Consider the following 23746-nt stretch of genomic DNA (forward strand, 5'->3'; position numbering starts at 1 on the left):
TCGTTCCGTCTCCGCCGACGGTGGCGACCACGGTGGTTGCGACGGTCGACTGGTTCTGACTGCATTCGATGGCCACGGTGGCACCCGCGGAGTGCGCCGGCAGTACCGTCAGTGTGGAGGTGAACCCGGCGGCCGTGCTCGCAAGCGCCGGAGCACTCGGCGTCGTGACCGAGGACGCGGGCGGCAGCGCGGATACCTGGCGCCAACCAGTCGACGTCGTGGGATAGTGATCGGAATCCGCATGGCGCGCGCGCAGGTACCAGGTACCCGAGGACGGCAGCTTCACATCGCCGGAGTACGTCGTTCCGTCTCCGCCGACGGTGGCGACCACGGTGGTTGCGACGGTCGACTGGTTCTGACTGCATTCGATGGCCACGGTGGCACCCGCGGAGTGCGCCGGCAGTACCGTCAGTGTGGAGGTGAACCCAGCGGCCGTGCTCGCAAGCACCGGAGCACTCGGCGTCGTGACCGAGGACGCGGGCGGCAGCGCGGATACCTGGCGCCAGTTCGAGACCAGATCAGGCTGCCCAGGTACAGAGTACCTGGAGCGCAGATACCAGATACCCTGGTCTGCGAGTTGGATGCTGCCCGAGAAGACCAAACCGTCTGCAGCCGTAACCGCGACGAACGAGTTGCTGACGTTCGCCATGTCGCGACTGCAATCGAGGGCCACCGTGGTGCCGGCAGATCGAGGAAGGACAAAGGACCCGGACGATGCGAACGGTTGCGCCGTACTCGCAAGCGTTGGCGCGCTGGGTGCAGTCAAGGATGACGGCCACGTGAATGGGCTCGACATGGTGCCGCGACCTGAACCCGAGTCAGGATCCCACGCCTGGATGACGTACTTGTAGGCGAGCCCGTCCACAACTCCAAGGTCAAGGTAGGTGTTTCCAACGACCCGAGCGGTCGCCGTCAGCTCCGTCCAAACATCGGTCCCGTTCTGTGCTCGCCAGATCCGATACCCGATGGTCCGCGTGTCGGCCTCGGAAGACCCGGTACTGGTACGCGGTGGAGACCAGGCCAGCAGCGTGGCGGTAGGAGCCAACGTCGTTGCGTTGATGCTCACAACCGGCCCGTACTTGTATGCCCACACGGCGAGATCGTCGACGGTCGGCCCGGCATGGTTCGTGTTCGGCCAGTAGTTGTCGAGAAACTGCAGGTTTATCTGGGCCGCGCGCCGCGACAGATTGACCGAGTCGCTCGGGTTGGTGACGTTGATCGTCGGAGAAAGGCGCCAACTCGTCGAAACGGAGAAGGTATCGTAGCGATCCGAGCGGTCCGCGGCGACGTCTTTCCATCCCATCCGAAACGCGCGCTCGTCGTTACTTCCAAGTCCCCGCATGACATACCAGAACACCACGTCAGCGCTGTAGTAGTCAGCCAGCTCGGGCACATCGAGATACGCAATGCCGCGAGTCGCGTCGGGGTAGATGGCGGTTGAGGCGGTCGGCGCTGCCGCACAGTAGAACCCATACAGCCCGTACTTGTACGACCGAGTCTGTCGGGCCCACCAGGCAGTGGTCGCAGGTTCACCCGGCAGCACGGGGTTGACCTTCACTCCCGCGATCGAGCTCGCCGGCGTCTCCCAGTCAACGAACTTTATACGCTCGGCGGGAAACACCGGCAGTGCAGCGCTCGCACTACTCGCAACGGACATGAAGAGCGCGACGAACAAGGCGCCGAAAGCGACGCGTGAACACACGTCCTTGATCGAACGGGTCATGCCTTCAAACCCCAATTCCGCCTATCGTGCCGGCGATGTCGGAAAGGCTTTGGCGGCCTGTGCTGCCATGCTCTGCAGGTCCTTGGGCTTGCCCCCGTTTGCGGTGACAAGAACCTCGAACTTGTAGCGACCTCTTACGAAGGCAACAGTCGCAAACTTCATGCCGTCGGTGCCGAAATAGGCGGGTGTTGAGTACACCGTCACAGAACGGGCATCTTCCGGGAACAGCTCTTTGCTCGTTCGACCGATTGAGCGCTTGGCCTTGGCCGCAGTCCGATAGTCACTGATCGACCAGATGATGCGCGCAGCGGGACCTCCCGAGAACTTGGGAGACCCCGAAATCGCGATGTCGTCGGTGCTCTGGGTTGCCGGCCCGAAGGTAAAGTTTGGGAACGTCGTCGGCATGAGCACCGCCATGTCCTTGTAGTGCTTCATGAACGCGTCGACGTCGACCGTCCCGTTCGAACCAGTGCCGGAGCCGTTGCCCGAACCGCCGCTTCCCGACCCGTTGCCCGCCGAGGTGGTCGAGCCACCCGTCGACGTGCCCGGCGCTGAACTCGTCGCAGCGGCCGAGCCGGTTGCGATACCCGACCCGACTCCTTCCATCCCCGGAACCACAGGGGGCGTGGTGACGCCGGTCTCTATGACCGGGGCGTCGCTCTTCTTGGGCGTGAGCAGCGGGCTGAAAGCGGCCAGCCCCATGATGACGACCGCCAGCACGGCGACCGTCGCGGCCGTCGTCCACAGCGCCTTTCCGCTCAGCTTCGGCGCCATGCCCTACTCCGCGTCCGTCTCGGATGCGACCTCGTCGGCCTTCAGCTCCTCGAGCGCCGCCGAGACGTGCTCGGAGGTGAGCGTTGTGGCCTCTTGATCGGCAGCGATCTCGACAGCAGTAGCGGCGATCCGAGTGAAGAGGTCAACGTCACCCTCGGCGGCGTCGATAGCTTCGCGAACGACGGGCGTCTGCGTGGTGAGCGGATCGGCGCCCGGCGCGGCGGCGTTGGCGAGCCAACGGTCCACGACACTGTCGATGATCGCGCCCGGCTGCGCCTCCATCTCGAGAAGGCCCGGGAAGTCCCACGTCAGTTTCGTGCCGGAGCTGAACGTCTCCTCGACCTCAGGCGCCGCACCGTGCTGAATCAGATAAACCATCACCGCATCGTCAGCCAGCGACCAGCGAATCTCGCTGAGAAGCCCGACGATCTTGCCGCGCAGTTCCGCGTCGATGTTGAGCCAGTTTTCGAAGCCGTCGTACATGACGACCAGCTTCTGGTACCGAACCCTGGCGAGCTTCGCCACCGCTGCAAGCGTCTTACGCGGTGCCTTGGTGATCTTGAACTCAGCGGCCGTGGCGGTCAGGCCGCGGCTCTGGTAGACGCGAATCGCCCTGCCGATTACCGGTGACAGGTGTTCGCGAGTGTATTCGATGAGATAGTCGGCCACGTTCTCGAACGGGACGGGCTCCTGCGTCTCTTCTTCGGGCAGCGCGAGTGCAATTCCCGGCGCCTCGCCCACGGTGTTGTCGATCTCGATGTCATCGGGAGCCTCGTCCACATCGCCTTCCATGGACAGCACGCGCCAGTCGGCGACCTGAGCGAGTTCGGGCTTGCGCTCATAGTCCGGGGTTCCCAGCACTGCGTGCACAGTAGCGAGGCGGTCCTCGGCAAACGCCTTCGCAAACTCCGAAAGCCCCTCGGGACCGAGCACCTGATACGAGGTCAGACTCTCGTCGGGTTCATCGAGAATGCGGTCGATGTAGAGCGCCAGCGTCTCGTCAAAACCGCGGAACACGAGCCGCTCGGACAGCAGGCCGAGCGTGGACCGCACGGCGCCCGACTTCATGGAGAACAGCGGAACGTAGGCGTGTAGCACGCCAAACGATTCGTCCTGAGCAAGGATCTCCTCGACGCGGCTCTCCGCGCTCAGGTGATACGACGAAGGAATCGAGGTCGACTTGTCGACCCAGATGGGACGGATCGCGTCCTGCGTTCGGGCAAGCGCGATCTCTCTCAGCAGTATGTTGCTCTCAGACGAAACCTCGATGCCTGCAGCTGTCTCGGCCACTGCACCATAGCCAAAGAACGGGTTGGCCAACATGCCCAGCTTCGAGTAGCGGCCTACGACTTCGTGAGCGTCGAACGTTCGAGTCAAGTGCGTTCACTCCCTAAGACTTCGTCTGATGCGACATCGTTTCATATCGCTTCGTGTAAGAGGGGGCTTCAGGCGAACCTGAAGCCCCCTCCCAATTCGTACCGTTCTGTGACCTACGATCAGGTCAGGTGCGATGCAGCCACGAGCTTACTTGTTGTGGCAACGCTCGCACACGCCGCGGTTGTCGGCACGGAGCAGGGCGCTGGTGCCAGCGGCACCGCCGGGCTCGTACGCGGACTTGGCGGGATCCACACCAGCGACGCCATCGATGACCGGGAGACCGGAAGCATCGAGGCTAGCAGCGGCCCAACCGGTCATGGTCTGCGAGCTACCATGAGCGAGGTGGCAGGTGAGGCAACCAACCTGATCCTGGCGAACCGATGCGAGGCCGGCGGCCTCAAGCGGCAGGCGCTGATCGAGGTCAGCCTTCACGACCGCTCCGGCCTGGGCCGGAATCGCGAGGATGGGGTCACCCTGGACAAGCGTGATGTTGACCGGGTGACGGTGGCGGGTCTTCATGTCGAGAGCGCCATTGGCCTCATAGGTGAGGTAATCCTTGGCGGACGACTGATTGTCGTAGCCCTCGTGACAACCTGAGCACCAAGCGGACAGCGACTTGGAGCCGGTGACCGTAGCCTTGATGTTGCCACCATTGGTGTAGTTCGGCACATACGAGAGCATCTGGGTAGCGCCGGCATTGCCCTTCAGCCAGCCCTTCTCGGCTGCGACGGGGTAGCCCGTCTCAGTCGACCAGACGTACGCACCATTCGGAACACCGTTGATGTCGTAGCCACCGACGGCGTTGCCGTTGACGCTGTCCTTCAGCAGGCGGTAGTTGGAGCTACCGTGCGGATCGTGACAGCTGATACAGGTCAGGAACGCAGACTCGTTGGCACCGTCGCCGGAGCCCCAGATCACAGCGTTGACATCCATGTTGTGGTTGGAGGTCGCAGCGGCGAAGTTGGCGCTCGTGACAGCAGCGCTATCCCAGTTCCAGTCCTTGGCGACCGTGGCGAAGCCACCGCCGTTAAGAGGAGCGCGGTCTGTCGAGTCCGTCATGTAAAGCGTACCCGTGGCCGGATTGATGGCGCCGGTAGCCGGAGCCGAAGCCGAACCGTCGAACACGCCGCTCTCGACGTTAGTCGAGGCACCAGGTGCCGCGTCGCCGTGGCACGCATAGCAGAACTCGGTGATGGTCGTACCGCTACCAACAAGCAGCGCGTACGGGGCACCGCCGACGCCGGGGTCGCTCGGGGTGAAGGTCACCTGCGAGAACGACGTGTGAGCGCGGTGGCAACCGGCACAAGAGTCTGTGTCCGTCGCGTATCCACCGTGCGGACCGAAGTTCGCGAAGGCAGACCCCACGAAGACGAGAGACAGCGCCAGTGAAAGAGCCAGTACGAGAGCAAAACGCTTCAAACTAATCACCTCCGCCTTCGTTAGTGTATCGCGCAAGCGATGCAGGGGTCGAATGACTGTGCAATACGCAGAACCTCGACGCCACCAGCGGTGGTGACGGTGCCGCCGCCCTGACCGGTGAACGAAGCACCGGCGCCGGAGAAGGACGCACCGATCATGGCCTGCTCAATCGCGCCACGGGAGTCCGCAGCGGTCTTGGGCGAGCCGTTCCAAGTGGTGGGAACGATGCACTGGTACTTCGTGATCTCGCCGGCGACGATCGTGGCCTGGTGCATGAGGGCTCCACGTGCAGCCTCATTGGCACCCCAGCCCTGACGCTCGCCAACCGGAAGAGTGATCTGGCGCCACGTGTCGGTGCCAGCAAGTGCCGCGAGATCGTCGAGCCAGCCGCCACCGGCGAAGGTGACGCGCAGTGCGGGAGTCGCAGCAGCATCGTTGCGACCAGCCGCGCCCAGAACTGCCTGGACCAGGACGAGGGTCTCAATCGCACGGCCACGGAGGCGGTCGATGGTCGACAGGCCGCCACGGAGACCGAGGATGAAGCCAGCAACGGTCGGAACAAGACCGTCGTTGGAGAGACCGTAGACGATGTCCTCAGCGATGATGGCGGTGTTCAGACCGCCGCCGCCGAGACCGTCAACCGTGTAGAGCTCCTTGTAGCCCGGAATGGTGGACAGCAGGCCGCTCGCGACCGGGTAGATACCGGCAACGACGAGGCGGGCGAACGGTCCAACTTCACAAGCCTGACCAGCCCAACGCGGAGCCTTCATGAACGTGTAACCGTTCGTGCGGTTCGGCTTCGTGCGGGAGACAGCGCCAGGATAGGCGGCCGTCGCGGTCGTGAAGTCGTTGCCACCGCTGGCCACGGAGTAGGCCGCAGCATCGCGCGTGGTGTCGACGTCGTAGCGCGAGTTCACGATGTCCTCAGTGAGGTTCTCCGGAACAGCGAAGGTGCCGCCCGTGAGGAACTTCGTGTAGACGTCGCTCTTGTTGGTGACGCGGAAGTGGGTGACATCCTCCGTCGCCGGGTAGCCCGCCAGGGTGGTGTTCGTGTCGAACACGCCACCGGCAGAAGCCAGCGTGCCTGCACCGTCGGTACCCGGGAACGCGCCCCATGCGAGGAAGCGGCCGAGACCGGCGCCGAAGCCGCGCGGTACGCCATTGATGCTACCGAGAACGTTGGTCTGGCTATCGAACTCGGGATACAGAGCGCCGAGGGCCAGAACGATCGGCAGATACTCGTTGACCACGAAGCGACCAACCTCGGTCATCAGGGTCTCGAAGCGAGCGATGCGGCTGGTGAGAACCTCGGTCTTGTCGTTCGTGACGCCGCCGCCGGTGTAGCACGAGGTCATCGGCATACGACCTGCGAACAGTGCGCCGGCCTCGAAGACGAGACGGCGGACACGGAGCGCCTTGACGTAGCTCAGAATGACGGCGTCCCACAGGCCAACGCTGCCAGAACCGTTGATCGCGCCGATCTTCGGAATGGCTTCGCCGTTGCTCTCAAGAACGTCAGCGTAGTACGTGGCGTCGAAGTACGGGGTCCAAGGCGGAATGTTGGGGCCCTGAACGTAGCTCGGTGCAGCCAGGTGATAGAAGTGCGTGATGCTCGACATGATCGAGTCGCACGCCATGACCAGGTTGCGGATGACGACTGCCTTGGCCGGAACGCCGTAGGTGCCGGCGGCACCGTAGGAGCCGGACGGCTCTGCGGCGGTGGCGAAGGTGATGTGACCGCGGCTGTAGCCGAGGACGTTGTCGACGCAGTACGTGGACGTCATGCCGTGAGGAACCGGGCACACGCCGCAGATACGCTGTACGAACGTGATTGCGTCGTTGATGTCGCGACCGAGAAGGAAGTTCTCGAAGCCACGCCAGAGGTTGCCGTGCGCGTTCGCGTCGATGATGCCACCAGTGGCGTCGGTGACTACCTTGACGCCGAGATGACCCTCGATGCGGGAGATCGGGTCGACCTCGTGCGCGGCGCCGGACGTAACGGCGAGGCGAGCTGTAGCCGCGCTGTTCCATACGTTAGTCATTTAGGTTGCCCTCCTTTCGGTTTCTCTAGGCATTCAGGTTGACGAAGGGCACGAACTGATCCGGGTAGCCCTTTTCGGTGCAACCCATGCAGGGATGACCGGACTGCGTGCAGTGACCGCCGCCACCGACGCCGTTGTCCACAAGGCGACCGTGGTTCAGATCGCTGTGGCCATACGCGCCGTTGCCCGGCTGCTGGTTGTTCCAGCCGTGCTCACCGCAGGACGAGTTCGTCGCGATACCCTTGCAGCCGAGCTTCTGGAGACAGCCGGCATCGCCAGGCTTGCTGGCGTAGGTTCCCTGGACGTAGTACTGGTACCGCGGGCACCACGCGCTGTGAACGGACAGCGGGTAGACCATCTTCAGACGGCCGCCGGCGTCGACAGCGGATGCGAGCGGAAGGTGCGTGACGGGATCGAGGTTCCCAAGGACACCGGCGTTGCGGTAGTCGATGAGGAACAGAACGACCGTCAGAACGAACCACCAGGGGTTCGTCGGGCAACCAGGAACGTTGATGACCTTGGCTGCGGCAGCAATCTCGGGGCCGCTGGCAAGGTCGCGAGTCAGGTACGCGCCGACGCCCATGGCGCCGGTCTGCGAGAGGCTCGGGTCGAAGCCGGTGTTGGCCTTGCCGGCCACGGCATCGGTGATCGGGGGCTTGCAGCCCGGGTAGCCGCCGTAAGCAGCGCACTGACCGATCGGGATGATCGCGACGCAGCTGCTCTTGATGGCCAGCGCCGAGAACGTCTCGGTGAAGTCATTCTCGAATCCGGATGCAACAGCATTGGTGGTGTCGTTCAGCGTGAAGTCATCCGAGCAACCGATGGAGCACCACGGAATGGCGGTACTCGTGGCGGCGTCGTCGCCCCACGCGCCACCGTCGGACTTCTCCTGAATGGCACCCTCGACTACGAGAACGAACGGAAGGGTGTTGTGACCGACGAAGTCCTCGAGCCACTTCGCTGCAAGGTCGCCACCCATGCTCATGACCGTCTCATGGTACTGAAGGTCGACGACGTCGATGACGACGTCCGCGATGTTCATCAGCGGACCGCCCTCGATGAGGTTCGTCGTGCCACTCCACAGCGAGAAGAGCTCGGTGCCCACCGTGGCGTTGATGCCGGCAAGGTTGTACGCACTCTTCGCGGGATCCGCGTTGTAGAGCGTGACAGCGTCGTTGCCGTAGATCGGGTTCATATTGGCGCCCTCAAGAATGCTGAGGAGCGACGTCGAACAACCGGTGCACTCTGCGCCGTGAATCCAAATGACGCGAGGCTTGTTGTCCGTACCACCAAAGGCGGTGTCATTACCAGCAAACGCCGACGAAAGTCGGGATACGTCTGCTTGGCTAAATCCAACCGCTGCGGCCAGCGCACCCATGCGGGTGACAAACTGTCGCCTGGTAATAGCCATATTCTTTCCTCCTTCACCAGGCTCGTGTACAGGAAAACGCGCGTGCTAGAAGCACAAATCTAAAGTCCCGGACGACGGCAACAGGAAACACCTCCTTTGCGGTTCCGTCATTCCGGATCCGGGAGGAGTGGAGAAGACCTTGGCGTGTGGTGACTTCTCTCCGCAGTGCGAGCGCACTGGGCTCAGATGTCTCGTGCCACGATCGGGTCTTCGTGCCGGCTCCAACCCGGTGGTTCATCAATCTAGGTGCTCCGCCTCCTGAGTACGCCAGAAGGGGCTTGTAACAGAAGTTACAACGACAAACTACTCTCTTGGCGACGCTCCGTCAATACGATTTCACACGGTTTCTTCATAGTTCCCACTCAGGCTGCGCACATGCCGTGACCACTCGAAATGCTCTCTTTGCACTCCCATTTCGGACCGACATGCAACGATCCCCGCACCGCGCTGCGCGCACGGTGCGGGGATCGGTTACGGGTGCTTAAGCCTGGCTGTCGTCGCTCGGCGCCTGGGCCTTGCGCTTGGCAAACTTCTCGATGAAGCCCGGAGCGTCGAGTACCGGAATCTCCATGGTGCGCGCCAAACGACGATAGTCCGGCTGCTCGGTGCAGAACAGCCCCGCGCGCTGCGCCGCCGCGAGTATCGACGCGGTGTTCAAGTCGATCTCGTACTTCTCCATGAGCGCCTTGGCATCGGACTCGGAGTACTCGGTTATCTCGAACATGCTCTCAAAGTCCATGCTCTCGGTGCTGAGCTCCTGTATCGCAGCGAATTCGCTCTCAAGCGTGACCCACTGGCGGCGGCGATCGGGCATGAGGTCGACCTCACCGAGCTCGATCATGCGCTCCACGAAGTCGGCGGTGGCGAAGAAGCGACGCTTGCGGAAGAGGAGCAGCAGTGGCAGGAACAGGAACGGAAGGCAACACCAGGCGAGATTGGTCGGCGCTCCGATGATCGGCAGCGCGGCAGCCTGCATCTCCCAGCCCCATACCTCGACCCGACCGTTGGCGCTATCGGTCACGAACAACTTGTTCTTGGTGCCGCGGGCGATTGCGCTCGGATAGCTGAATTGGCCGTCGAGTGCGCCTTGCTCGCCGAAGCTGACGATCTTCTTGCCGTCCTGCCCGGCCCAAATCGTGACGTAGTGGGCGAGGGTGTCGACGACCGCCATGCGGACGATGTCCTTGTCCTTGGGGTCATCTAGGAACCGCTCAAGGTCGACGACGCCTCGCGGGAGACCCTCCGTGATGATGAATCGCTTGAACTTGCCGTCCAGCGTGAACACCTGCAGGCGACGGTTGTTGCTGTCGGACACGTAGAGTTCACCGTGACTGACCGCCAACCCGTTGGGGAACTGGAAGACGTTCGGCGCCTTCGCCGGATCGGCGATGATGCCGAGGTTGCCCACCGACCGCTGGAACTTGCCATCCGGGCCGAAGATCAGAAGCCTGTGGCCCTTGAGCACCTCGGTCACATACATGGTTCCGTCGGGGGCGAACCCTATCGCGAGCGGTGCCCACTGATACGGCCCCTTGGGGCGCTCGGCCTTGGGGAGTTTGGGGTCGAACTCGCCAAGGTACTTTCCGTCGAGCGAGAACTTGAGGACCTTACGCTTTCCTCTGTCGGTGACGTAGAGGGTGTTGTCCTTGGGGTTCACGGCGGTGTACAGCGGATTCGCAGTCTGGCTCGCACCGAACGAGCTCAACTGCTTGCCCGCCTCATCGAACATGTTGATCGCCGGCCGTTGCGTATCGACGACGTACACCTTGCCGTTCGCATACGCGATCCCGATGGGGCGCTGCAGGTGCTCGGTGCCCACTCCGCTGAAGGCGTACAGGAAGGTGGGAGCGTTGATGAAACCGCCGCCCGTATCGGCCGTCAGGTCGAACGAGAGCTTCTTGGTCGACTTGTAGAAGAAGAAGTAGCCACCCAATAGCACCAGAATCAGCAGCAGGATGGCCGCAACTACAATCAGCCGGACGGTTCTCTTGGTCACGTGCGCGCTCCTTGCGTACGCCGGTTCGGACTTCGTGTGGATTGCCGCTACTTCTGCTTGGACTTCAGCTTCTTGATCGCATCGGCGATGGCCGTATTGCCCGGATCGAGCTCCGAGGCGGCTTGGTACGCCTTGAGCGCTGCGGCCTTGTCGCCGGCCTTGAGCAACAGCTCGGCCTTGAGAGTCGCTGCTTCGAGGTTGATGGGATCCAGATTCGAAGCGATGGTCACCGACTCGATCGCGCCGTCCAGGTCACTTTCCGCCTTCGCCTTGGCCTCTTCGACGAGCTCGACAGGATTGCCGATCTTGGCAAGGAGGGCCTCCGGCTCGGGGGCGTCGGGCGTCAGCTGAGCAGACTTGCCCGCATAGTAGGAGGCGTTCACCAGGTCACCGGCCTCAAAATACAACTGGCCGAGAAAGTAGTTCGCTTGTGAGAAGTTGGGGTCGAACTGGAGCGCTATCTGAACGTTGCGCATCGCCTCGTCGTTCTGGTCGAGCTTATAGAGCGCGTGTGCGAGGTAGTAGTAGGTATCCGACGCATCATCCCGGATGCGCAGCGCGGACTTGAAATCGCCGACTGCCGCGTCGAAGTTCTTTGCGCCGAACTCGAGCAGGCCGAGCTGATAGAACGCTCGCTCACGGCGGTCGCTGACGTCGGCCAGTTCGGCGCCGGCGGTCAGGTCAATAACCTTCTGGTAGTACGTACGGGCCTCATCGGGACGGTTCTGGGATGCGGCGATGTAGCCGAGATCCATCATCGCCCCGGTGTGCTCCGGCGAGATCTTGAGCGCAGCGTTGAACTGCTCGATGGCCTTCTGCGGCTGGTTGGCGGCCGCATAAGCCTCCCCCAGCCGTACTCGTAGACCTGCGTCGTTGGGGTTTCTCGATACCTGCTGCTTCATCGACCCGAGCAGCCTGAGCGCCGGGGTCGACTGCTCGGCGAGCTTGCGGTCCGTGTACACGTTGTACCCGAACCATGCGCCGAGACCGAGAATAGCGACCACCAGCACGGCGATCGCCGTCCTGAGTGCGGTGTCAAACCCTCGCGGGTCAGCCATGTGTCATGAACCCCTTACGTCTTAGTCGAGTCGAATCAGTACGTTACCGCCTGCCGGGGCGGGTCCGGACGCTACTCTCGGTTAGCAGATGCGGTGCCTACTGTAACAACTGTCACCTTCGCGCGGTCATGACTCCACAAGAACTCTAGAAAGTCAGATCCGTGTGACAACGGAAACAGAGCGACGAACCTTTGTAAGGCGCGATCTGTACGCTGAAGGGATCGAGGGTACCGTGACAGCTGTAACACAGCCTCAGGTCATGGCCCTGCTGCGCTTCGAGCTTCTGTGCCGCAGCCGATGACCCAAAGTCCGTGTGGCACTCGTAGCAGCGATACGGGTGGCCCTTCTTCTTCTTCACGTCAAAATGCACCGCGTGCTCGGCGAAACCCTTGTTCTTGATAGCGGTGCCGGGCCTTTGCATCATCTCGACGTGGCAGCCCTTCATCCCCGGCCCACGTGCGCAGTTCTTCTGGATGAGCTCGGCGCTCTTGACCGAGCCGTGGTGACACGCCTGGCACTTGCCGCGATCACGATGACACACGTTGCAGTCACTGGCGGCCGTGCCCGCGGGCGGTCGGTGGTTTTCAATCCAGTTGGTGGGGTGTGGCACCGGGGTCTTGTGACAACGCTGACACGACGGGCCGTCGTGGCATGCGCCACACGCACCCTTCTTCTCCAAGAAGAGCTTGCCGTGCTTGCTCTGCCAACTGGCGTCACGGTGATCATCAGGGATGACCGGTTGGGGTGAGGCGTTTGGCGTCGTCCCACGGCCGTTATGACAATCGACGCAGAAATTCGGCTTGTGGCACATGCCGCAGTATTCGGCGTTCTTGTCGACCATCGCCTTGTGCTTGCCCTTCTTGAAGGCGGCGGTGTGGTTCTTGGGGACGAGATCGAATCCCTTGGGGTGGCACTTGCCACAGTCCTCGCCGGCAACGAGCCCCTGCCGGCTGTGCTTCAGACCGTGACAGCGGTAGCACGACAGCATGTCAGGCTTGAACGAACCGCTTCCGCTGTGCCCAAACGACGGATGGCACACGTTGCACTTGTAGTTGCGCTGGAGATGAGCCGCGTGCGCGAAGATCAGTCTGCCGGGAGTTATGGCGTCGAGGTCGGGGTGACAGTAGTTGCACTGCGCCATCGTGGTCGGCCCATCCGGGAACACCTTGATCGACGGCGGCTTGGGCTTATCCGTCAATACGTTGGCGTACGCGTTGGGCATCTTGGGAATCCCAAGGCCCTTCTTCTCGTGACAGGCGTCGCAGTCCTCGGGCGCCTTGTGACACATCATGCAGCCATTCACGCCGAGCTCTCTGGATGCGTCGGCATGGGGCTTCCCGGCGTAGTCCTTGGTGTGGCTCTCGGGCCTGAGTTCGAAGGACTTCGTGTGACACTTCAGGCACTCTGAAGTAGCGAGTTCGCCCTGGGGACCATGCTGGACGCCGTGGCATGCGAAACAGACCTCCATAGGCACAGTCTCGGTACCGCTGGGGTTGTGCGGCATCCGTGAGTGACAGGCATCGCAGGAGACCATCAGGTGATTACCGTGGCTGAAGATCAGCCCGGGTTGATTCACGTCGCCCAAGTCGAGGTGACACGGGGCGCACTGAGTCTTGTCGACGGGCGCAGCTGTGTCGATCGGCGGTGTCGCCGGTATCTCAGGGGAAGCAGCGTAGGCTATTGCGGGCGCAACCATGAGGGCGGCCGCGAGAAGAAACGCGGCCACCCCCCATGTTGATCTTCTGATATGTGCGCTGCAGATCACGCCGTGGTCAGGCTCCCTGATCTAGCTGCTCTTCTTGTTGAAGATGCTATTGAAGAACTCGACGATCGGATTCGACTGCTGGGCCTCGATCTTGCGGTGAATGAGCTGGCCGGCGTCGGCGCCGAACTGCTCGGTCGAGCCCTTGTGGCAACCCTCTTGGCCGCAGGTAGTGCCGACGTTCTTGTCCGACACGCTCGAGGCCGGATCCGCCTTGGGGAGGATCTTGTGCTGCTCGTGGCACTCCCAGCACGCCGGCGCATCGGGTGCGCCCTCTTTGTAGGCACGACCGTGATAGTAGTCGTCATACGAAGCGTACTGCTCAGTGTGACACCTCGCGCAGACGCGCAGAGCGGATGCATGCATCCGGGACTTCGCCTCTTCGGTGTCGAGCGCGTAGATGAAGTGGCCGCCGTGACACGATCCGCAGGTGGCGGACTTGTACTCGCCTTCGCGGATCTTCTCGGCGTGGATCGACTCGTTGTATTCCTTGACCGCGGCCTTGCTGCTGTCCTTGTCGGACGCCTGATGGCACGTACCGCACGCGATACCAGCGTTTACATTCCACAGCTTGGTCGCGGACGGCTTGTCGTCGTAGCGATAGTCCGAGTGGCACTGCTGGCAGGTGATCTCACGGTGAACGGAGTCCTCGATGCCCGACACCTGGAAAGACTTCGCGATGCCGTTGTCCTGCTTGAGCAGGTTCGAGCTACCGTGGCAGGACTGACAGCCCTTGCCCGCGTCGTAGTCCCAGCCCTTGGCCGGTGTCCACACGACGCCCTTCTGGTCATGGCAGGTGGTGCAGTTTGGCTCCGTGTGGCACCGCATGCACTCGGTGTTGTTCTTCTTGTCACCGAGCTCGACGTGGCCCTTGCCGGCCCAGTCGGTGTTGTCCTTGGCGTACGGGCAGGTCATCTGCCACCTCGGCGTAACATGGCAGGCTTCACACTCGCCCTTGGCGATCTCGCCCATGGAGCCGTGCCGCAGTCCGTGGCAGTCGAAACAACCCTTCATCGTGGGACGGGCCGTACCCGCCTGCTGATGAGGGAACTTGGTGTGGCAGGAGCTGCACTGCACGATGATGTGGTTACCGTGGGTGAACTTGATGGCCGCCGCGTAGTTCTTGGTGGCCGCGATGTTGCCGTGGCACAGACTCGTACAAACGGCCTCGTCTACCTGCGAGGAACCCAGTTGCTGCAACAGCTGCGCCGTGGCAGCGGCGTCAAGCGGCGCATTGGGATCCGCAGCCAGCGCGACGCCCGCCGACGCCACGACGGCGGAGAACGCGAGCGCGGCCGCCGCCAGTGCGATCAGCCTGCTGTAGCGCGTGTTGATCATGCGAAGCATCCGTGAGTTCCCCTTCTCCCCGTCGACGCCGGGACGGCACCGACCACTTGCTAGTCGCCCTTCTTGAACAGTTCCTTGAACGAGCCGAACGCAGAACCGACGGCCTCTTGTGCCGACTTGATCACCGAGTAGACGGGATTGGCATCCAGAACCGCCTGCTTGCCGTGAACCAGGTCGCGGTATCCGATGTAGCCATCACGCGGATCCGCGTGGCACTCGCGACAGGTTTCGATGACGCGATCCTCGTGCACGGTCGAATCGCGGTCTGACGCCGGAAGGACCCGGTGGGTGCCGTGGCAATCCCAGCACGCCGGGGCATCGGGTGCACCCATCTTGTATGCCGACCCATGGTAGTAGTCGTTGTAGCTCCCGGTGATCTTGGTGTGGCACTTGCCGCACATCTCGAGTCCGGAGAGATGCAGCGCATTGACCGCTTCGACATTGTTCGACGCCGGGATGCTGTGTCCTCCGTGGCAGTCGCCACACAATGGCTTGGGCATACCTGGGGCCGATGAATCAGGAGCGCCGACGGTAGCGGATGCATCGCCCGGCGTGCCGCTGGGCGAGTGCGCGCTGCTCGTGTAGTCAGCGTAGGAATTCGAGTGGCAGTTCTTGCATGCAGCCTTCGCAGTCGCCCGCCAGGCTTGTCCATCTTGAGTCACGTTCGCATGGGGAACCTTGTACGCGAAGTCGATGTGACACCCCGTGCACGGCACACCCTTGTGAGCCGACTGCTCGAGGATCTCGGTGTTCACATACAGGCTCACGGTCTGTCCGGACTGGACCCTGACGAGGTCGACATCGCTGTGACAGACCGTACACCCGGACTTGCCCGCGGTCGGCAGCGTCCACGACAGGTCATACGTCGCCGATGCGGTGCGCGACGGTGTCGTGCGCGGCTCCGGAGTGATGGTCGTGGGCGGACTCACGACCACGCCAGCAGAGGTCGCCGGCACGGAGGCCTGCGTCGCGGGCGCACTCGAGGGGGTCACGGTCGCCGTGCTCGCAAACGCCGAAGCCGACAGCACGAGAGCTGCTGTAAGCATTGCGACGACGACTGCGTGGCGCACGTTCATTCAGGGCCTTTCGTTTGGCCTGCGGCCTAGACCGACTCGGCGGACACCGTGGCAGGAATCGCCTCGGCCTCGCCCGAATCAGGTTCCTCGTGATGCTCGTCCCCGCCATGCTCATCGTCATCATGGGAGGGTCCCAGGAAGCTGAGCCCGAAGAAGTCCATGAATGCGGGGAAGTCCTCGGTGACGGAGAGATAGACGTGGATCGTTGTCAACACGATGAACAGCCAGTTGATGAGGTAGTGCGCCGTGCGCGCCCACCATCCGGCCATGTCGGTCGAGCCGAGCATAGCACCGAGCCACCATCCGACGAGCAGATCCCTCGGCGACATGCCGATAACCGGAATCTTCATCGTAAGAAGCGCGAATCCTGTGAAGGCCTGAACGATCAGCAGCGGCACGAAGAGAATGTAGGTCATCTTCTGCATGACGTTGTACTTGCCAAGATGCGGCTTGGAGGGCTTCACGAAGATGTAGTACAGGATGACCTTCGGGGCGGTAGTGATGTCGCGCTTCGTGATGACGAACTCACGGTAGTCACGACGAGCAGAGCCAAAGGCGTACCAAAGTCGCACAATCAGGTTAATAACCACAATCATCATTGCAACGTAGTGCACCCATCTCATGGCCGTACGGCCTCCGCTAAAGAACGGGAAGCGGATGTACATGCCCGAGATACCCAGCGCTATCATCGCTGCAACGTGCTGGAAGTGCATGATCTTGGGGGCCGCGGGTATCGGTCCACCCTCATGGTGCGGCCACTCCCACTGCACGAAGCGCCTCTTGGCGCGGCCAGTCAGGATATTGCCGAGGAAGTGCCCCGACAGCGCGACGACGATGATCACGTAGAGCACCGTGAACACCACGTCGATCCAAACGTTCAGTTGTGTCAGCCCTAACAACTGAAACCCCCTACTCCCTGATCGCGCCGTCGGCCTTCAACCGGGACGGCATGGACCCCTTGGACGTCATCGACAGCTCTCCGCATGCGATTGCCGGGCACGTGCGGAACGTCCTAGGGCTTCTGACTGCAATACCAGCCATACTAGGCACCCTGAATAGGGGGTGTCAAACACCCGGATGCACCTTGCGACCAGTGCGGTCAGACGTCTTCGAGCTCGGCTCGGCCAGTCGTCGCGATGGCTGCGGCGGCCAGATAGCCGGTCGCGCGCATTTCATCGGCAAGCTCAAGTCGCAGCGCGATACCGCAAAGCGCACCGAGTGTTCGCGGCGCGGGGATAGGCACGACCGCCAAGCCGAGGTCCAGTAGCAGCGCCTCCGCGTCGAGCGCGTCATGCGTTGAGCCGAAGCCGAGCACCACGAACCGCCGAGGCTGCCGGGTCACGCGCCTACCCGGGCACCGGTACCGGGCGCAGGGGCCACACCCACCTCGCCCCCCTCGAGCGCATCGTGCAGAAACGCGGCGAACGCCGAGGCGGCCCTGGTGGGGGTACCCTTCGGCATGACCGCGAAGAAGGGCCGGACCACCTTGAGCCCGCGAGGGTGTAGCTGTATGACGCTTCCGAGCCGAAGTGCCTTATCGGCCACCATCCGAGAAACCATGGCGATGCCCAGACCGCCCTCCACCGCGCTTACGATCGCTTCGCCGGTACCAAGCTGAACCACGGCGTTGAGCGCGGTCAGGTCGATTCCGGCGGAGGCCAGCGCGCGCTCGGTCGTCGATCGAGTGCCCGAGCCTGACTCGCGCACGATCCATTCGGCGTGTGCGAGATCGTCGGCGGTGAGTCCCGGGCGCGAAGCCAGAGGCGAATCCGGCGGACTGATGAGTACGAGCTCGTCGTCGGCGATACGGTCAAACGTCGCCTTCGCGTTGCGGACTATCGCTCCGGAGACCCCCAACTGTGCGCGACCGTCCTCGACCCGTTCCACCACCTCAGCCGTGTCGTGGACGGACACACTAACGTCCACCTTTGGGTAGCGCGCATCAAAGGCGCCGAGCAGGCGCGGGACGACATAGACACCCGGGGTGGTGCTCGCCGCGATCTCAAGCCTGCCCCCGACCTCGCCGGACAGCTGCTCGATGGCGTCGCGTGCGCTCTGAACCTCGGCGACCGTCTTGCGCGCATGCGGTACGAGTAGACGACCGGCCTCGGTGAGGTCGATGCGGCGATAGCGACGGTCGAGGAGCGTGACACCCAGGTCACCCTCGAGCGACTGGATCTGCATCGTCACCGCCGGCTGCGAGATGCCGAGGGCCTTCGCTGCATCCGAGAATGACCCGTGCTCGATCACGGCGAGAAACGTACGCAATTGCGAGATGTTCACGGTAGCTCCCTGATGCTCGCCGCAGCGAACTCGTATCGGGTTGGCTTGCCAGGCAATAAGCATGACTTATCGCCACGGCCCTGTCACCACACGGATTCATCTCGCACATGAGAATCATTCTCATGTAGCGGTATACTCGTCGTGAGTGAGCGACTGGAGGATGACATGGCGGGTTCCCGTAGGGCCTACGGATCGGGCCGAATGACCGAACAGCGCAAGCAGATCGCGGCGACAGCGACACGCATGACTGGAGCGTTCAGCGTCGATGAACTGGCCGCGGCGTGTCGCCGTGAGCACTGCGACGCCGGGGTGGCGACCGTCTACCGCGCCGTGAACGCGATGGTCGCGAGCGGATGGCTTGAGCGGGTCGGGGAACGCGGGGGAAGCGTGCTGTACGCGCGCTGCGAGGCGGGCGACCACCATCATCACCACATCGTGTGCGATGGGTGCGGACGAACCGAGATCGCCGAGTGCCCTGTCACCATCGCTCCCGGAGCGCACGACGTGGGCGGGTTCGTCGTGACTCGTCACGACGTCACGCTGTACGGCCTGTGCCCTACGTGCGCGACCGACGCCGGACCTGGGCACTAGATGTCGCACATTCACCTTCCCGATGGAGTGCTGCCCACCTGGTTGTGGGTGCTCGGCTGGGCCGCGGCGCTCGCGCTCGTGTTCGTGGCCGGTCGCCTCGCCGAGCGCGATGATGTGCGCCGCAAGGTGCCGCTGCTCGCCGTCGTCTCGGCGCTGATGCTGGTGGCTATGTCGAGCGAGATCGTCCCGCTCGCCTACCACATCAACCTCACGGTGGTGGCGGGGGTGCTGCTGGGCCCGGTGCTTTCCGTGATCGCGGCGTTCATCGTCGAGGTCGTGCTCGCGATGCTCGGCCACGGCGGCGTCACGGTACTCGGGCTCAACACGCTCATGATCGCCGGCGAGATGATCGTGGGGTGGGCGCTCGTCCGCGGGATGCTGGCGCTCATGCCCACGCGCGTGCGACCGGCGACATTCATCGCGACGGTGCTAGCCCTCGCGACCACGACCACGCTGCTCGTGGGCTTGGTCGCGCTGTCGGGTTCGGCACGCGCAACCGAGCGAGAGACCGGAGCGCTCGATCCCGCGACGCTGACGTTCGCCAACCCCCTCTCGGGAGGCGTGTTCGCTACCGGCCTGTTCGCCGGCGGCGAGGAAGCCGAGGCGGGCGCCGCGCCGATATCGGTGACCCGCTTCGCCGCGGTCGTCTACACGCTCGGGCCTCTCGGCTGGGTGCTTGAGGGACTGATCTCAGCGTGGATACTCGGCTACATCGCGCGCGTGCGGCCATCACTTCTGAGCAAGGGGCCGCTCGCGAGCAGAGAGTCTCGCATGATTGGCGACGGGGGGATGCGCCGATGAACATCGGGTCCATCGACCGCTCCGCCGTCAGCGGTTCCGGCTGGCTCCATGTGGTCTCTCCGGTGGCGAAGCTCACAGCGTTCGTGCTGCTTATCGCCGCTGTGGTGGTGAGCTGGAACCTCTTCGTCGTCGCGGGACTGCTCGTGGCGCTGATCGCATGCGTGGCTTCGGCGAGGGTGGACCTGCGCCTCGCGTTCGTGCTAGCGGCCTACCCCGGGGTGTTCGCGCTCATCTTCGCCTTCGCCTCGGCTCCGGACGCGCTGTCTGCGACCGTCATCGTGCTCAAGGCGGTAACGGCAGGACTCGCGGCGGTCACCGTGATTCTGACGACCCCCTACCCGCAGGTGTTCGCACCCATTCAGAGGATCGTGCCGTCAATCGTGGGCGATGCGCTGCTCATGACGTACCGGACCACGTTCCTGTTGCTCGGCAAGTTTGCGAGCCTGATGACCGCCATCCGGCTACGGTCCGGCCTGCGCGGAACGCACCCCGTGCGCATGGCCCGAGCGACCACCGCCGCGCTGGGGTCGCTCCTCCTCTACGCCCTGGACCTGGCTCAGCGCGACTACGACATCATGCGCGTGCGCGGCTACGACGGCCGCCTGCGGGTGCCGATGCGCCGATCCGCGACGCCGCTGCTCGATGGGGCGCTGCTCGTGGGTGCAGCCGCCGCCCTCGCGACCAGCCTCGCGTGGCGGCTGGGCTGGCAGACGCTCAATCCGTACTCCTGGCTCGTGCCCTTGCCCGCATTCGCGCTGCTCGGAGTGGCTGCGCTCGTAAGAATCCTGAGACCGGAGGTCGACCGATGACCGCGCATTCCGACGCCACGCACGCCCACGGCCACATGCACAGCGAGCCCACCGCCGATGAGGTCGTGCGCGTGAGTTGCGTGCGCCACAGCTACGAGGACGGCACGAGCGTGCACTTGTGCGGTATCGACTTCGTCGCAGCTCGCGGAACGAGAACGGTCCTGCTCGGGCCGAATGGTTCGGGCAAGACGACGCTGCTCTTCCACGTGCTCGGGCTGCTGCGGTCGCAGGAGGGCACGGTGCGCGTGTTCGGCGTCGACCCGGCCGTCGAGTGGTCGGCGATACGTAGCCGGATAGGCGTGGTGCTGCAAAACGTCGACGAGCAGCTGCTGATGCCGACGGTCTTCGACGACGTGGCGTTCTCGCCTCGGCAGTTCGGGCTTGGCGAGGCGGAGGTTGCCACGAGAGTGCAGGCCGCACTCGACCTGCTCGGCATCGCGAAGCTCGCTGACCGCGTGCCTCACGACCTGTCCGGCGGCGAGAAGCGCAAGGTCGCGCTCGCCGGCGCGCTCGTGATGGAACCGGAGCTGCTCGTGCTCGACGAGCCGTTCGAGGGACTCGACCCGGCCGCCAGAGAGGGGCTTGTCGCACTCATCGAGCGCCTCGCGCACGAGAAGCAGGTGACCGTGGTGATGTCGACGCACGACATCGACTCGGTGCACGAACTCGCCGAGCGCGCATACGTGCTCAAGCCCGGCGGCGAGATCGCGCTGAGCGGCACACCCGCGGAGGTCTTCGCGAACGCCGACGTGCTCGCGCGCAGCAACATCAAGCCGCCGATCCTCGCGGAGCTGTTCGCCGAGCTCGCCGAGCGCGACAGCAGTGCGCCGGGGCCGGCGCTCTCGGTCGACGAGGCGGCACGCGTTCTGGCGCAGTGGAAAGACGGCGGCTCGGCCGGCTAGCGCGGGACGGCGGCGTCGATCTCGGCGACGAACTCGCCAAGCGAGTCGCGCCAGTCGCGCATCGTGACGCCGAGGGCCGCCGCCTTGGAACAGTCGAGCACCGAGTTCGCCGGGCGAGCGGCCGTCGTAGGGAACGCGTCGCTCGTCACCGGCGCGATCGGCGTCGCGAGACCGGCGAGGCGCAGCGTCTCGGCTGCGAGCTCGAAGCGCGAGCACGAACCGGCGCCGGCAAGGTGGAAGACGCCTGCCGCTCCCCCGTCCAGAAGCGCGACGATTCCCCGTGCGAGGTCGATCGTGTAGGTGGGCGAGCCGATCTCATCGGTGACGACGCTTAGCTCGGGTCGCGAGCGGGCCGCCTCGAGGATCTTGACCGGGAAGTTCGCCCCATTGCCGCCGAACACCCACGCGGTGCGCACGATGAGCGCCTCGGGGTAGACGGACGCGACTGCGCGCTCGCCCGCAAGCTTGGTGCGCCCGTAGACCGAGAGCGGGTTGACCGGGTCCGACTCGACGTACGCGCCGTGCTTGGTGCCGTCGAAGACGAAGTCGGTGGACACGTGCGCGAACGCGAGGCCGTAGTCTGCCGCTGCGGTCGCGAGAAGCGCAGCGCCGGTCTCGTTGACGAGCTGCGCGATGTCGGGTTCGCTCTCCGCGCGCTCGACGTTGGTGTAGGCGGCTGCGTTGACGAGGACACCGCGCTCATCGGGCGCGAGCGAATCGGCGAAGGCCGAGACCCGGGTGGCCACGGTGCCGGCGCCGGTGATGTCGAACTCGCGTTCCGGCGGTGCCTCGAATCGGCGGCCTTGCTCGGCGAGGATGCGCTGCAGCGCGGTGCCGAGCATCCCGCCCGACCCCGCGATCAGATACGCCGGTCGGCCCGGCGAGGCGGTCTCAGGCACGCTCGTCGTACCAACGCGTGCGCCAGTCGGCGAACTCGGCGGTCTGGTGCTTGATCTTGCTCCACCACCACTCGTTGTCGCGGTACCACCCGACGGTCTCGCGCAGACCCTCGGTGAACTCGACGACCGGCTCCCAGCCGAGTTCTGTGCGCGCTTTGGCGCAGTCGAGCGCGTAGCGGCGATCATGGCCGGGACGGTCGGTGACCGGTTCAACCACGTCGGCCCATTCAAGTCCGAGCTCGCCCAAGATGATCTCGGTGATCTCGCGGTTCGTGCGTTCGTTGCCGCCGCCGATGTTGTAGACCTCACCGGGCGTGCCGTTGAGCAGCGCTGCCGCGATACCGTCAGCGTGGTCGTCGACGTGCAGCCAGTCGCGGACGTTAAGGCCGTCGCCATACAGCGGCAGCTTGCCTCCCTCAATCGCGTTGGTCACGAACAGCGGGATGAGCTTCTCGGGATACTGGTACGGACCGTAGGTGTTGGAGCCGCGGGTGATGATCGCGGGCGTGCCGTAGGTGGTGTGGTACGCGAGCACCTGCAGGTCGCCGCCGGCCTTGCTCGCCGAATACGGGCTCGACGGCCGGATCGGATCGCTCTCGACGAACGCGCCGGTCTCGGTCGAGCCGTAGACCTCGTCGGTGGAGACCTGCACCATGCGGGATATCCCCCGCTCGCGCACCGCCTCGAGCAGCGTGTGCGTGCCGAGGATGTCGGTGGTCAGGAACTCCTCGGGATCCGCTATCGAGCGGTCGACGTGCGTCTCGGCGGCGAAATTGACGATCGCATCCACGCCGCCACCCGTATCGAGCGCGATGTCGATGGCGTCGCGGTCGCAGATGTCACCGCGCATGAAGGTGTAGCGGGGGTCGTCGGCGACGTCGCAGAGGTTGTCGAGGTTGCCTGCGTAGGTGAGCTTGTCGAAGCAGACGATCTCCCAGTCGGGATGCGCGGCAAGCGAGCGCCGCACGAATGCGCTGCCGATGAACCCGGCGCCGCCGCAGACGAGGAGTCTCATCCGCCCATCACCACGTCGGGACCCCAGTCGTAGCCGATTGTGGCGTCGTCGTAGGCGAGCCGGTACTCGTCGGGGTCGGCACTGCTGTAGGGCTCGGTAGGGATGTTGACGATGAACGCGGGCTGCGTACCGGCCGCCGTGAATCCGTGGTAGACGTCCTTGGGGATGATGATGAGCTGCTGGTTGTCCCACCCCACGACGAACTCATTGGTCTCGCCCTTCGTGGGCGAGCCCTCGCGCGTGTCGTGCAAGACGATCTTCGCCGTGCCGCCGAGGCACACGAAGTGATCGGTCTGCTTCTTGTGGTAGTGCCACGCCTTCGCGACGCCGGGGTTGACCATGGTCACATAGACCTGGCCGAAGCTCTGGAAGTCCGGATCGTCACAACGCAGCATCTCCATGAGCAGCCCGCGCTCATCGGTGTGGACCTGGAGGGTCTTGACCTTCACGCCGTCGATCAT

At 63.9% G+C, this 23746-nt stretch carries 21 protein-coding genes; 4 read left to right on the forward strand and 17 right to left on the reverse strand.

All coding sequences use genetic code 11. The features are described 5' to 3' along the window. The 14 genes from HGB10_05525 to HGB10_05590 form a co-directional block, all read right to left on the reverse strand. The coding region (locus HGB10_05525; GenBank protein NTU71260.1) for a hypothetical protein at window positions 1-1723 on the reverse strand (1723 nt) is incomplete at its 3' end. 21 nt (window positions 1724-1744) lie between these two features. Continuing rightward, complete coding sequence (locus HGB10_05530; protein NTU71261.1) at window positions 1745-2497, reverse strand: hypothetical protein; 753 nt, start codon at window positions 2495-2497, stop codon at window positions 1745-1747. Between the two features lie 3 nt (window positions 2498-2500). Further along, window positions 2501-3874, reverse strand: a complete 1374-nt coding sequence (locus HGB10_05535) for a hypothetical protein (GenBank protein ID NTU71262.1) — start codon at window positions 3872-3874, stop codon at window positions 2501-2503. Between the two features lie 147 nt (window positions 3875-4021). After that, window positions 4022-5293 (reverse strand): cytochrome c3 family protein, encoded by a 1272-nt coding sequence (locus HGB10_05540; GenBank protein NTU71263.1) that lies wholly within the window; start codon window positions 5291-5293, stop codon window positions 4022-4024. Window positions 5294-5313: 20 nt separating this feature from the next. Beyond that, window positions 5314-7335 (reverse strand): nickel-dependent hydrogenase large subunit, encoded by a 2022-nt coding sequence (locus tag HGB10_05545; protein NTU71264.1) that lies wholly within the window; start codon window positions 7333-7335, stop codon window positions 5314-5316. Window positions 7336-7360: 25 nt separating this feature from the next. Beyond that, on the reverse strand, window positions 7361-8746 hold the full coding sequence (locus HGB10_05550) for a hypothetical protein (GenBank protein NTU71265.1): 1386 nt from the start codon (window positions 8744-8746) through the stop codon (window positions 7361-7363). Window positions 8747-9227: 481 nt separating this feature from the next. Continuing rightward, complete coding sequence (locus HGB10_05555) at window positions 9228-10742, reverse strand: hypothetical protein (protein NTU71266.1); 1515 nt, start codon at window positions 10740-10742, stop codon at window positions 9228-9230. Window positions 10743-10789: 47 nt separating this feature from the next. Continuing rightward, window positions 10790-11800 (reverse strand): tetratricopeptide repeat protein, encoded by a 1011-nt coding sequence (locus HGB10_05560; GenBank protein NTU71267.1) that lies wholly within the window; start codon window positions 11798-11800, stop codon window positions 10790-10792. A 145-nt stretch (window positions 11801-11945) separates the two neighbouring features. Continuing rightward, the gene (locus HGB10_05565) at window positions 11946-13526 is read right to left on the reverse strand and encodes a cytochrome c3 family protein (protein NTU71268.1); all 1581 of its coding nucleotides are present in this window, start codon (window positions 13524-13526) and stop codon (window positions 11946-11948) included. 60 nt (window positions 13527-13586) lie between these two features. Then, the gene (locus tag HGB10_05570) at window positions 13587-14909 is read right to left on the reverse strand and encodes a hypothetical protein (protein ID NTU71269.1); all 1323 of its coding nucleotides are present in this window, start codon (window positions 14907-14909) and stop codon (window positions 13587-13589) included. 50 nt (window positions 14910-14959) lie between these two features. Continuing rightward, on the reverse strand, window positions 14960-15985 hold the full coding sequence (locus HGB10_05575; protein NTU71270.1) for a hypothetical protein: 1026 nt from the start codon (window positions 15983-15985) through the stop codon (window positions 14960-14962). A gap of 26 nt (window positions 15986-16011) precedes the next feature. After that, complete coding sequence (locus HGB10_05580; GenBank protein NTU71271.1) at window positions 16012-16884, reverse strand: hypothetical protein; 873 nt, start codon at window positions 16882-16884, stop codon at window positions 16012-16014. A gap of 200 nt (window positions 16885-17084) precedes the next feature. Then, a complete protein-coding gene (locus HGB10_05585) occupies window positions 17085-17327 on the reverse strand; it encodes a DUF3343 domain-containing protein (protein ID NTU71272.1) in 243 nt (80 codons plus the stop codon). After that, window positions 17324-18268, reverse strand: a complete 945-nt coding sequence (locus HGB10_05590) for a LysR family transcriptional regulator (GenBank protein ID NTU71273.1) — start codon at window positions 18266-18268, stop codon at window positions 17324-17326. Before HGB10_05590 ends, HGB10_05585 begins: the two co-directional genes overlap by 4 nt. Before the next feature lie 201 nt (window positions 18269-18469). Here HGB10_05590 and HGB10_05595 point away from each other — a divergent pair, with 201 nt between their 5' ends. From HGB10_05595 to HGB10_05610, 4 genes are read left to right on the forward strand one after another with little or no spacing between them, the layout of a single operon-like run. Next, entirely contained in the window at window positions 18470-18859 is a 390-nt protein-coding gene (locus HGB10_05595) for a transcriptional repressor (GenBank protein NTU71274.1), read from the forward strand. After that, window positions 18860-19660 (forward strand): hypothetical protein, encoded by an 801-nt coding sequence (locus tag HGB10_05600; protein ID NTU71275.1) that lies wholly within the window; start codon window positions 18860-18862, stop codon window positions 19658-19660. It abuts the gene before it with no gap. Continuing rightward, window positions 19657-20469 carry a hypothetical protein gene (locus HGB10_05605; GenBank protein ID NTU71276.1) on the forward strand — a complete coding sequence of 271 codons (813 nt, stop codon included), beginning with the start codon at window positions 19657-19659 and terminating at the stop codon, window positions 20467-20469. Before HGB10_05600 ends, HGB10_05605 begins: the two co-directional genes overlap by 4 nt. Further along, on the forward strand, window positions 20466-21371 hold the full coding sequence (locus HGB10_05610; GenBank protein NTU71277.1) for an ABC transporter ATP-binding protein: 906 nt from the start codon (window positions 20466-20468) through the stop codon (window positions 21369-21371). The genes HGB10_05605 and HGB10_05610 overlap by 4 nt, the downstream gene beginning before the upstream one ends. On the opposite strand, the gene rfbD is transcribed toward HGB10_05610, so the two are convergent. From rfbD to HGB10_05625, 3 genes are read right to left on the reverse strand one after another with little or no spacing between them, the layout of a single operon-like run. Then, window positions 21368-22270, reverse strand: coding sequence for a dTDP-4-dehydrorhamnose reductase (gene rfbD, locus HGB10_05615; GenBank protein NTU71278.1), 903 nt, complete (start codon window positions 22268-22270; stop codon window positions 21368-21370). The two genes, HGB10_05610 and rfbD, sit on opposite strands and share 4 nt — an antisense overlap. After that, window positions 22263-23285, reverse strand: a complete 1023-nt coding sequence (gene rfbB / locus HGB10_05620) for a dTDP-glucose 4,6-dehydratase (GenBank protein NTU71279.1) — start codon at window positions 23283-23285, stop codon at window positions 22263-22265. Before rfbB ends, rfbD begins: the two co-directional genes overlap by 8 nt. Continuing rightward, complete coding sequence (locus HGB10_05625) at window positions 23282-23746, reverse strand: dTDP-4-dehydrorhamnose 3,5-epimerase (protein ID NTU71280.1); 465 nt, start codon at window positions 23744-23746, stop codon at window positions 23282-23284. Before HGB10_05625 ends, rfbB begins: the two co-directional genes overlap by 4 nt.

The organism is Coriobacteriia bacterium, from assembly GCA_013334745.1.
Lineage (GTDB): Bacteria > Actinomycetota > Coriobacteriia > Anaerosomatales > JAAXUF01 > JAAXWY01.

Bases quoted from the DNA above. Each gene is read 5' to 3' on its own strand.
- rfbB (NTU71279.1), bottom strand. From the start codon at position 23,285: ATGAGACTCCTCGTCTGCGGCGGCGCCGGGTTCATCGGCAGCGCATTC.
- HGB10_05545 (NTU71264.1), bottom strand. From the start codon at position 7,335: ATGACTAACGTATGGAACAGCGCGGCTACAGCTCGCCTCGCCGTTACG.
- HGB10_05600 (NTU71275.1), top strand. From the start codon at position 18,860: ATGTCGCACATTCACCTTCCCGATGGAGTGCTGCCCACCTGGTTGTGG.
- HGB10_05595 (NTU71274.1), top strand. From the start codon at position 18,470: ATGACCGAACAGCGCAAGCAGATCGCGGCGACAGCGACACGCATGACT.
- HGB10_05605 (NTU71276.1), top strand. From the start codon at position 19,657: ATGAACATCGGGTCCATCGACCGCTCCGCCGTCAGCGGTTCCGGCTGG.
- HGB10_05550 (NTU71265.1), bottom strand. From the start codon at position 8,746: ATGGCTATTACCAGGCGACAGTTTGTCACCCGCATGGGTGCGCTGGCC.
- HGB10_05575 (NTU71270.1), bottom strand. From the start codon at position 15,985: ATGAACGTGCGCCACGCAGTCGTCGTCGCAATGCTTACAGCAGCTCTC.
- HGB10_05570 (NTU71269.1), bottom strand. From the start codon at position 14,909: ATGCTTCGCATGATCAACACGCGCTACAGCAGGCTGATCGCACTGGCG.
- HGB10_05530 (NTU71261.1), bottom strand. From the start codon at position 2,497: ATGGCGCCGAAGCTGAGCGGAAAGGCGCTGTGGACGACGGCCGCGACG.
- HGB10_05610 (NTU71277.1), top strand. From the start codon at position 20,466: ATGACCGCGCATTCCGACGCCACGCACGCCCACGGCCACATGCACAGC.
- HGB10_05560 (NTU71267.1), bottom strand. From the start codon at position 11,800: ATGGCTGACCCGCGAGGGTTTGACACCGCACTCAGGACGGCGATCGCC.
- HGB10_05625 (NTU71280.1), bottom strand. From the start codon at position 23,746: ATGATCGACGGCGTGAAGGTCAAGACCCTCCAGGTCCACACCGATGAG.